Annotated in this window: 9 protein-coding genes; 6 read left to right on the forward strand and 3 right to left on the reverse strand. The window is 60.4% G+C overall.

What is annotated here, in order from left to right:
* The first annotated feature begins 404 nt into the window (after positions 1–404).
* The 4 genes from HMPREF2980_RS09675 to HMPREF2980_RS01145 all read left to right on the forward strand — a co-directional run bounded on the left by HMPREF2980_RS09675 (position 405) and on the right by HMPREF2980_RS01145 (position 4,212).
* Positions 405–830: a metal-sensitive transcriptional regulator gene (locus tag HMPREF2980_RS09675; protein WP_070689834.1), complete on the forward strand. Its 426-nt coding sequence runs from the start codon at positions 405–407 to the stop codon at positions 828–830.
* A gap of 63 nt (positions 831–893) precedes the next feature.
* The gene (locus tag HMPREF2980_RS01135; RefSeq protein ID WP_044150011.1) at positions 894–1,109 is read left to right on the forward strand and encodes a heavy-metal-associated domain-containing protein; all 216 of its coding nucleotides are present in this window, start codon (positions 894–896) and stop codon (positions 1,107–1,109) included.
* A gap of 29 nt (positions 1,110–1,138) precedes the next feature.
* Positions 1,139–1,525: a chorismate mutase gene (locus HMPREF2980_RS01140; protein WP_070689837.1), complete on the forward strand. Its 387-nt coding sequence runs from the start codon at positions 1,139–1,141 to the stop codon at positions 1,523–1,525.
* 182 nt (positions 1,526–1,707) lie between these two features.
* Complete coding sequence (locus HMPREF2980_RS01145) at positions 1,708–4,212, forward strand: heavy metal translocating P-type ATPase (protein WP_070689838.1); 2,505 nt, start codon at positions 1,708–1,710, stop codon at positions 4,210–4,212.
* Between the two features lie 237 nt (positions 4,213–4,449).
* Here the strand turns inward: HMPREF2980_RS01145 and HMPREF2980_RS01150 are convergent, their stop codons facing one another.
* The 3 genes from HMPREF2980_RS01150 to HMPREF2980_RS01160 all read right to left on the reverse strand — a co-directional run bounded on the left by HMPREF2980_RS01150 (position 4,450) and on the right by HMPREF2980_RS01160 (position 7,189).
* Positions 4,450–5,106, reverse strand: coding sequence for an NAD(P)H-dependent oxidoreductase (locus HMPREF2980_RS01150; protein ID WP_070689840.1), 657 nt, complete (start codon positions 5,104–5,106; stop codon positions 4,450–4,452).
* 123 nt (positions 5,107–5,229) lie between these two features.
* On the reverse strand, positions 5,230–6,708 hold the full coding sequence (locus HMPREF2980_RS01155; RefSeq protein WP_083313492.1) for an MATE family efflux transporter: 1,479 nt from the start codon (positions 6,706–6,708) through the stop codon (positions 5,230–5,232).
* An 88-nt stretch (positions 6,709–6,796) separates the two neighbouring features.
* Positions 6,797–7,189, reverse strand: coding sequence for an RNA-binding S4 domain-containing protein (locus HMPREF2980_RS01160; protein ID WP_005507918.1), 393 nt, complete (start codon positions 7,187–7,189; stop codon positions 6,797–6,799).
* A gap of 292 nt (positions 7,190–7,481) precedes the next feature.
* Between HMPREF2980_RS01160 and HMPREF2980_RS01165 the strand changes: the two genes are divergently transcribed.
* Positions 7,482–8,309, forward strand: coding sequence for a UDP pyrophosphate synthase (locus HMPREF2980_RS01165; RefSeq protein ID WP_070689842.1), 828 nt, complete (start codon positions 7,482–7,484; stop codon positions 8,307–8,309).
* A gap of 784 nt (positions 8,310–9,093) precedes the next feature.
* The coding region (locus HMPREF2980_RS01175; RefSeq protein ID WP_070689845.1) for a UDP pyrophosphate synthase at positions 9,094–9,862 on the forward strand (769 nt) is incomplete at its 3' end.

Below are 9,862 nucleotides of genomic sequence, written 5' to 3' on the forward strand. Positions count from 1 at the left end.
CATGGCAGAAGACGCTAAACCATGGCACAAATTCGCAGAGGCAGCGCCTCCACACGGGTAAAAATTCGGTCATGACGTAGCAATTTCAGTCATGACTTAGCGTCTTTGGTAATAGTTAAAACCCCAGCCTGAAGTCACTAACCCGCCACCAAAAAAGCTAAACCATAACCGGCTCCTGACTACCTCCTACCTGGCGCATCCGGGGCCGCCTGCTTTTTAGACCGAGGTTTTCGATAGGTTAGTGTCTTCGCCGTGGGTCTTTAACCCGCAGTGAAGACACTAACCTATCGAAAGGGCCGTAACCTATCGAAGAATCCCCCTATCGACAAGCCCCTGCACCCTCACCGCGTAATAACCCGTAAACCCCCCTTGCAAGATACCCCCCTAGGGTATATACTGGAGTCATGGAAACCACTAACAACCAGTGCTGCCACAGCACATCCGCCCAGGTCAGCACCGCATCCGGCACACCCACCAAGGAGCCTACCGAGGCGCACACCGGCGCATGCTGTAGCGGCGAGGCACCCGAAACCCAGCACGGCTACGCCTCCAACAAAGAGGCGCACCTCAAGCGCCTGCGCCGCATCGAAGGGCAGGTCCGCGGCATCGCCCGCATGGTCGACGAAGATAAATACTGCATCGACATCCTCACCCAGGTTGCCGCGGTCTCCAAGGCGCTCCACGCCGTCTCCCTGAACCTGCTCGAAGAGCACATCGGCCACTGCGTGACCGGCGCCGCCGTCGAATCCGAACGCACCGGCGACCCGACCATCGCAGAGGCCAAGGTCAAAGAGGCAACCGCCGCCATTTCCCGCCTCATGCGTAGCTAAACACGCTGCCCCTAAACACCGGGCGGACCCAAGTTTTCAACCCATTACCGAAAGGAAATCATCATGAGCACCACCACCGTTAAGGCAACCGGCCTGACCTGCAACCACTGCGCTATGAGCGTCAGCGAAGAGGTCAGCGAAGTTCCCGGCGTGACCGGCGTGACCGTGGATGTCGTCAAGGACGGCGTCTCCACCGTGACCATTGAACACGAGGGCACCCTCAACACCCAGGCTGTTGCAGACGCTATCGTAGAGGCTGGCTTCACCCCCGCTGTCTAGCGCGGCAGCCGGCTCGATTAGGAGTCATCATGGCTTACCCTCCGCAGTACATTGCGATGGTTGTTGGCGCGGTTCGCACCCTCGTCGGCGTCGATAACATGCACCTGCGCGACGCGATTGCCCGCGTCGCCCGGCAGATGAGCCTGGACCCCGCCCTGGTCGATTCCTGGGTCAAGCAGAGCCCCGAATATACGGCGCGTGAGGATGCGCCCGGCGCCTCACGACGCGGCGGCACCAGCGAAAATAAGCGTTCCGCCGAGCACGAGCTGGGTCTGAAGGCGCGTGAGAAGGCGAACGCTTCGCCGTTCCCGCGGGCCGCTGTGAAACGTGCCTACGGCGTCTCCGATCGAGGCGCGAAGGTGACCGGTGTTCGCCCGCACACGACCCGCCCGGATGGGCTACCCGGCGACCACTAAGCCGCCACAGCATTACTCCCGCCGCAGCTTTACTCCCGCCGCCGCGTTTACAGCCTCGCGCGCGCTCAATGCCGCGTCCTGATAATGCACCAAGCACCGTCCGGGGCGGGGTCCTTCGGGGCCCTCCCCCGGCTTGGTGCGCGCCTTTTCTACCCTCCCGTTTTTATTTTTGAGGAAGTATTGTGTCTTCTACACAGCCTTCAACGGCACTCCAGAAGCCCTCATCACAGAGTGAGCGCTCTCTTTTTAATGCCGCCGGAACGACCGTAAAATCAACGGAGTCCACCCGAATCATTCACGTGGATATTCAGGGTATGACCTGCGCATCCTGCGTGGGTCGCGTGGAGCGTAAGCTCCGCAAAATCCCCGGCGTTGACCCGGCGGTGAACCTGCCGCTGGAGTCGGCGCGCGTCATCGTACCCGAGGGCGTGAGCGACGAGCAGATCGTTAAGACCATCAACAGTGCCGGCTACAAGGCGCACCTCAAGAACGGCCCGCGCGCGGGTGCCGCCACTGATGCGAGCACATCCGACGGCGGCGGGCAGCACACCACCCCGAGCATGACTGGCGGCTTCACTGACCGCATTATTTATGCGGCGATTTTGGGTGTGCCGATTTTCTTGATTTCGATGTTCCCGTCGTTCCAGTTCCCGAATTGGGGTTGGGTTGTGGCGGTTCTGACGGCGCCGGTTGCGTTTTGGTGCGCTGCGCCGTTCCACCGTGCGGCGCTTATTAATGCGCGTCATGGCTCCTCCACGATGGATACGCTGGTGTCTCTCGGCGTGGTGTTGGCGTATTTCTATTCGCTGGCGCAGCTGCTCATGAACCCGGCGTTGACGGCGCATGTGCATCATGCGGGCGGTAGTTTCTGGTCGATGTTTACCGGCAACCATGCGCCGCTGTATTTTGATTCGGCGTCCATGGTGACGCTGTTCTTGCTGATTGGTCGCGCGATTGAGCACCGCACTCGCAACCGTTCTTCGGAGGCGCTGCGCACCCTGCTGAGTATGGGTGCGAAGGAGGCGACTCTGCTGCGCACCGATAAGCAGGGCGTGACGAAGCAGGTTCAGGTTCCGGTGGAGGACCTCATGCCGGATGACCTGTTCTTGGTGCGCCCGGGTGAGAAGATTGCCACGGATGGTGTGGTAGTTGAGGGCTCGTCGGCGGTGGATGCGTCCCTGCTGACGGGTGAGTCTGTGCCGGTGGAGGTGCATCCGGGCGATGCGGTCACGGGTGCGACGGTGAATACGTCTGGTGCGTTGACGGTGCGTGCAACCCGCGTGGGCGCTGAGACGACTCTGGCGAAGATGGGTGAGCTGGTGGCGAGCGCGCAGGAGACGAAGGCTCCGATTGCTCGCCTGGCGGATCGTGTTTCTGCGGTGTTTGTGCCAGTGGTTTTGACGATTTCGGTGCTGACCCTGGTCGGTTGGTGGCTGATTTCTGGTGACGGTGCGGCGGCGTTTAATGCGGCGGTGACGGTACTGGTGGTGGCATGCCCGTGCGCCCTGGGTTTGGCTACTCCGACGGCGCTGCTGGCGGGTACGGGTCGCGGCTGGCAGTTGGGCATTTTGATTCGTAATGCGCAGGTGTTGGAGGCGACGAGCACGGTTGATCGCGTGGTGCTGGATAAGACCGGTACGGTGACGACTGGTGAGATGTCTGTGGCATTCTACGGCACCTTTGGTGACTATGAGTCGGCGGGTGACTTGTCCGGTATTTCGCCGGATTCTATCGGTTCCAAGAACGAGCGTTCTCTGTCTGTTCTGCGTGATGCCGCCGCCGTGGAGGCGCTGAGTGAGCACCCGATTGCCCGCGCGATTGCCGGTTTTGCCCGTGAGCAGGGCGTGCTGGCGGAGGGCGCTTCGGCACCGAGCGTGAGCGGCTTTGAGGGTGTTCCCGGCGGCGTACGCGGCGTGCTAAGCGGCGCGGGTGAAGATGCCGAGAATGGCGCCTCCCAGCTGGTTGTGGTGGGTACCCCCGAGTACCTGCAGGCGGCGGGTGCGCAGCTGAGCGAGGCTCAGTTGGCCCTGCTGGACCAGGCTCGCCGGGCGGGTCTGACGACGGTGCTTGTTGCCCGCGGCGAGGCCCCTGATGAGGCCCCGAGCAGCACCTCCGCTCTGCAGCCGGTCGGCATGATTTCGGTTGCCGACACCCCCAAGCCGGAGGCGGCAGAAACCATGGCGCAGCTGCGTGAGCTCGGCCTGGAGCCGATCCTGCTCACCGGTGACGCCCCGCAGGTTGCGCAGGCGGTCGCCTCGAAGGTCGGTATTTCGGCTGAGAACGTGTATGCCGGCGTGACCCCGGAGGGTAAGTCGCAGGTGATTGAGAAGTTGCAGGCTGCCGGTCACCGCGTGGCGATGGTCGGCGATGGCGTGAATGACGCCCCGGCGCTGGCTCTTGCGGAGCTGGGCATTGCAATGGGTTCAGGCACGGACGTTGCCGCGGAAGCAGCCGATATTGTGCTGACCCGTTCGGATGTTGCTTCGGTGGTGACGGCACTGCGTCTCTCCCGCGCTACGCTGCGCACCATTAAGTCGAACCTGTTCTGGGCGTTCGCCTACAATTCGGCGGCTATTCCGGTCGCCGTGGCGGGCCTGCTGAACCCGATGATTGCGGCTGCGGCAATGGCGTTCAGCTCGGTATTTGTGGTGCTGAATTCTATGCGTCTGACGGCGTTTAGGAAGTAGCGTTCCGCCGCTATACGGGCTGGCGCGCAGGCTGGCACGGTTATACAGGCTGAATCGCCCCACGCGATTTCAAACGAAAATTTCAAAAGCGCATCTCACCGTGCTTTTCGCGCGGTAAAAGATATAAAGAAATGCACCGCCCGTGTAAGGGTGGTGCATTTCTTTATATTTAGTTTTCACGGGCGGCGGCTTGAACATCTAGCTTCGAAAGCCGAGCCTCACCAGCCCGGCAAAACCTTAAGCCCAGGTCACCAGATCCTCGATGGGGCGGCGGCTCTTCGGCGCAATCTCGCGGGCACGGTAACCGAAGGTCACGGCCACGGATACGCCGTACTCCTCCGGGTCGAACAGGCCGGCAGAGGCGAGCAGCTCGTTCACCGCATCGTAGTTCATACCCTCGATGGGGCAGGAATCAATGCCGAGCATAGCGGCGCCGGTCATCATGTTACCCAGGGCGATGTAGGTCTGCTTAGAGGCCCAGTCGAAGAGCGCGCGGTCGTCTTCCAGAACCTTAATGCAGTTCTTCTGGAAGTCACTGTAGCGCTCAAGTGCGGCTTCCATCTGCTCTTCGGTGAGGTTGCGACCCTCGAGGGTGCGGCGCATCCACGGGGTGTCGTAGCGCAGGCCCTTCTTCGCCAGCAGCACGACCAGGTGGCTTGCGTTATCGAGGGCGCCCGCCATGCCCCAGGAAATCGGCTTGAGCTTCTCGCGCAGTTCACGGTCCTGGATGACCAGGAACTTCCACGGCTCGGTGCCGACGGAGCTGGGCGACAGGCGCGCAAATTCGAGGATTGCGGCGAAGTCTTCGTTGCTGACGCGGCGGTCGGGGTCGTAGGCGCGGGTTGCGCGGCGGCGGGCGAAAATTTCGAGGGCTTCTTCGCGGGTTACGGTCACGGTTTCATCCTTTGCATGAGGGTTTCAATACCCCGTCATGCTACACCCGCGGCGGGCGCTGGCGGTACGAAATGTGGCGAGTTACGCCCGCAGAAAATACGCGCGAGCACCGTTACCTACCCCCTACTCGGCGCCGGCCTTCATCCACACATCCGAGGCGGCACGGCGACCGAAAATGACCGCGCGGATTCCCTGGAAGTACAGAATATACGCCGCCCACAAGCCACAATACCCGGCGAGCGCATCCATGGTGCCGTTGCCGACCGCCCAGTGCAGGCCTAGCATGACGGGCACGTACATCACCAGCATGATGAAACAGCCAATCGCCAGGTATTTCACGTCCTGCGCGCCCATGAGGATGCCGTCCAGGGTGAACACGTACGCGGCGATGGGCTGGCCGAGCGCAATGATGACGGTGGCGATGGTGAAGAGGAACGCCACCTGCGCGTCCTTGGTGAAAATCCAGGAGCCGAAGAAGCCGATGAGCGGGCAAATCAGGCCGGTGATGACGCCGTAGATGAGGCTCATGCGCAGCAGCCGGTTTTTCAGCTGGCGCACCTTCGCACGTTCGGATTCTACGTTGAGGTCGCGTTCGCCGAGTTCCTTGCCGAGTAGCGCCTGGGCGGCGATGGCGAGGGAGTCCAGGGCGTAGAGGAAGAGGTTAAATACGCCCATGCCGAGCTGGTAGGCGGCGGTGTGTTCGGTGCCGAATCGTGCCACGACGAACACGGTCAGCAGGGAGGCGATGCGCATGGATAGGGTGCGCAGCATGAGCCAGGAGCCGAGCGAGAGCACCGAACGCATGCCGGTTACGTCGGGTGCCCAGCGGACGGTGTGTTCGCGGGTGCCGCGCATCATGACCACACCGAGCGCGGCGGCCATGCCCCACTGGGTGAGGGAGGTGCCGGTCGCCGAACCGGCAACGCCCCAGCCGACCGGGTAGATGAGCAGCCAGTTCAGCACAATGTTCACGAGCGTGCCGACCGTGGCGACTTTGAGCGGGGTGACGGTGTCTTGCAGTCCGCGGAGCGTGCCGACCTGCGCGAGGATAATCATCATCGGCGGAATACCCCACAGCGAGTGGTGCAGGTAGTCGAGGGCGTAGCTCATGGTTTCGTCGGTCGCGCCGAGGCCGCGCAGTAGCGGGTCTGCGAAGGCGTATCCGGCGATCATGAGGAGCATGCCGAGACCGAAGGCTACCCACACGCCGTCTACGCCAATCTGCCAGGCGCGGCGCAGGTTCTTCTCACCGAAGGCACGCGCCACGGCGGGCGTGACCGAGTAGGCGAGAAAGTTCATGAGGCCCACAACCGTGGTGACGAGCGTGGCGGCAATGCTCATGCCCGCGAGTTCCGCCTTGCCGAGTTGGCCGATGAGGGCGGAGTCGGTGAGCACGAAGATGGGTTCGGCGATGAGCGCGCCGAAGGCGGGTACGGCGAGCGCGAGGATGCGCCGGTTCAGCGAAGGCTCAGCAGTATTGGCGCTGGGGCTCGCTACCTTCGCGGCATTCTTTGCGGGCGCGCCGGACGCAGTGCTACAGGGTTCAGCGCCGCCGGGTACAGTATCGCCGGGCTCGGTATTCGGGTGTTTCTGTGTGCTCATCCTTCTAGGCTACTCTCCGCCGCCGCGGCGGGTGCCTGCGCGCGGGGCGGGGTGCACTCTGCGAGATGGGCGCGCGAGATGGGCGCGGCTAGGCGCCTCGGCCGCGCAGTTCGTCGAGGGCGCGGCGCTCCTTCTTGGTGGGGCGGCCGCTACCTCGTTCTCGTTTGGCAACCGGGGGCATGGAGAGGTAGGCGGGGCGCGGGCCGGAGAGGTCTTCGTAGCAGGTGACGGCGATGGGCGCGCCTACGCGTTTGACGAGGAGTTTTTCGACTTTAAAGACGCGTTCCCAGCCGGGGTAGCGCACGCGCACCACGTCACCCTTCTTGAGTTTTTGGGAGGGTTTGGCGGGGGCGTCGTTGACGCGCACGTGGCCACCTTTGCATTCGTCGGCGGCGAGGGAACGGGTTTTAAAGATGCGCACGGACCAGAGCCAGAGGTCGAGCCTGGCGCTGGTTAGTGCGTTGGTGTCTTCTGCGGTCATGTGTTCATTGTGGCGCGAGGCGGGCGGGGCACCAAATCAGGTGCGCCCACCTATCCTGCGCAATCTCACCATAATCTCACCAGGCAAATCTGCAACCGACACCGAACCCGCCATGCGGCAGAAAATTTTCTGCTGCACGCACCTCCCTATTGAGCGCAAACCCGCATCCACTAGGGGTATTGTTAAGTCACCTTCTCAAGAAGTGTTCTCAAGGCCACCTAGTTCGCGTGGTCTACGGGGGGGGGTGTGGCCGCGACGCCACAGGCTCCCCGTAACAGATTGGATATACACCATGTCAGCTTTGAAAAAGCTTATGGCGGCTGCCCTCATCAGCACTGTGCTGTCTTCTTGCTCCTTCGGCCCTTCTCTGGAGAAGGACGAAAGCGCCCGCGCGATTTTCGACGTAGAAAATGATCGGGTGATCCTACCCCTGGACGCTTACAACACCGACGGCAAGGACGAATACTTCACCAAGGCCCTTGAGCTCGCCCGCAAAAAGTGCTTTGCCGAACACGGGCAGCACTACAAGATGTTTGTCCGCACTGAGGGGGCCGGCAGGAACTTCGGCAGGACCTACGGAATCTGGAACGTTGAGCACGCCCAAAAATACGGGTTCCACGAGCGCGAAGAATCGGATCAGCAGCAGCTACCCTCCCCTGCACCCTCATCCAACTCTGGGCAAGACGTCAGCACCGAATGCTATCAACGCGCCAGCAAAGAGATGGCGAAAATTGGGGAAAAACCCATCGGTGTCGCCACATTTACGCGTTTGGAGACCGAAGCGCAAAACGCCGCAGGAGATACCCAGCTCAAAAAATCTCTTGACGACGAGTGGAAGCGATGCGTCAAGGACAAGGGCCTCACCCCCGATAGTGAAATGACCGTCGAGGAAGAAAAGAATATTCCTCAGAGCGCCGTCGCCTCCGAGGAAGAAATTCGAATCGCCACCATCGAGGCGCAGTGCGACCGGGATATAGGCCGTTCGCAGAAGCTCTACGACCTGCAAGCGCAGTACCAGAAGCCGCTTGTCGCCAAGAACCAGGCAGCCCTGGAGAATGAGCTCAAAGAATTCAAACGCCGGGACGAGCAGTTCAAGCAGTACGTGCTCGACAACCAGTAACAGCGAATAGCAGTCGGTAACAGCCAGTATGCCGACAGAAAAGGGTGTGTGTCGTGTTCAGTGAACACGGCACACACCCTTCTTAAGCTGTACCGGCTATATTGTGCCGGCTACGTTGTACCGGCGGTCTAACCCGCGGGGCTTATGTCTCCACCATTGCGGCGCGGCGCTCGTTGACGGTTCAGTCAATCCCATCAGCGACTACAAGATCAATCACATAGGGTTTTGTGTGATATTTTCAACAAAACACATGCGCTAATTTTTCTGCAAATCACTCCCGACTTGGGTTATCTTTAAAATACTTCTTGAGAAGTATTCAAAAACCACATAAATTTGTGTGGCATTACAGGGCAACGACCGCGACGTCTATAGCCCCCGAGACAGATTGGAAACACACAATGCGTCTACGAAAATTGTTGGCAACCGGCTTGGTTGCTACCACGTTGGTAGGGATTAATGTCCCTGCAAGTCATTCCGCTCAGTTCTCCACCGACGCCCAATGGCAGGGGTTCTTTACCCTGGATACCAAGGGAAACTCCGTCAAAAACCTTGCCGTGTGGTGGGGGTACGGAATTTACAACGATTCGATTAGCTCGATTCGTAGCTACGGCGAGAATTACCGCGTCTGTGAACACGAGGGGTACCAGGGGGCATGCCTTACTACGAATGCACGAGATTTCAATAATCTAAGGGGTGTTCGCGAAGGACTTGAGTGGTGGGACCCGTTCGATTGGAACGACCGCATCAGCTCTCTTCAACGAATCTTATAGATTGGAGGAGCACCATGTCAGCTTTGAAAAAGCTCCTGGCGGCTGCCCTCATCAGCACTGTGCTGTCTTCTTGCTCCTTCGGTCCCACGTTGGAGAAGGATGAAAGCGCCCGAGCAATCTTCGACACAGAAAATGACCGGGTGATCCTGCCTCTGGACGCATACAACACCGCCGGCAAGGGCGAATACTTCACCAAAGCCCTTGAGCTCGCCCGCAAAAAGTGCTTTGCCGAACACGGGCAACACTACGAGATGTTCGTCCCCACCGAAGGATCCGGCAGGAACCTCGGCAGAACCTACGGGATCTGGAACGTTGAGCACGCCCAAAAATACGGCCTCCACGAGCCCAATGAATCGAATACGCTGGACCTCTCCTCCCCCGCATCCTCCTCCGATCCTGGGAAGGATGTCAGGACCGAATGTTATCAGCGCGCCGTCGATGAGATGAAGCAAATTGGAGAGATACCCTTCGGAAGCAGCACGTTTACGCGTTTGGAGACCGACGCCCGAAATGCCGCAGGCGATAGGCAACTCAAAAAATCTCTCGACGACGAGTGGAAGCGATGCGTCAAGGACAAGGGCCTCACCCCCGATAGCGAGATGACCGTCAAGGAATCAAAGAACATTCCTCAGAGCAACACCCCCTCCGAAGAAGAAATTCGAATCGCAGTCATCGAAGCGCAGTGCAATCAGGATGTAGGCCGCTCGCAGAAGCTCTACGACCTGGAGGCACAGTACCAGAAGCCGCTCGTCGCCAAGAACCAGGCAGCCCTGGAGAATGAGC

It is taken from the genome of Rothia sp. HMSC076D04, from assembly GCF_001814645.1.
Lineage (GTDB): Bacteria > Actinomycetota > Actinomycetes > Actinomycetales > Micrococcaceae > Rothia > Rothia mucilaginosa.

What these genes read in the sequence shown, in the direction of transcription:
- HMPREF2980_RS09675 (WP_070689834.1), top strand. Translation starts at nt 405, where the DNA reads ATGGAAACCACTAACAACCAGTGCTGCCACAGCACATCCGCCCAGGTC.
- HMPREF2980_RS01135 (WP_044150011.1), top strand. Translation starts at nt 894, where the DNA reads ATGAGCACCACCACCGTTAAGGCAACCGGCCTGACCTGCAACCACTGC.
- HMPREF2980_RS01140 (WP_070689837.1), top strand. Translation starts at nt 1,139, where the DNA reads ATGGCTTACCCTCCGCAGTACATTGCGATGGTTGTTGGCGCGGTTCGC.
- HMPREF2980_RS01155 (WP_083313492.1), bottom strand. Translation starts at nt 6,708, where the DNA reads ATGAGCACACAGAAACACCCGAATACCGAGCCCGGCGATACTGTACCC.
- HMPREF2980_RS01160 (WP_005507918.1), bottom strand. Translation starts at nt 7,189, where the DNA reads ATGACCGCAGAAGACACCAACGCACTAACCAGCGCCAGGCTCGACCTC.
- HMPREF2980_RS01165 (WP_070689842.1), top strand. Translation starts at nt 7,482, where the DNA reads ATGTCAGCTTTGAAAAAGCTTATGGCGGCTGCCCTCATCAGCACTGTG.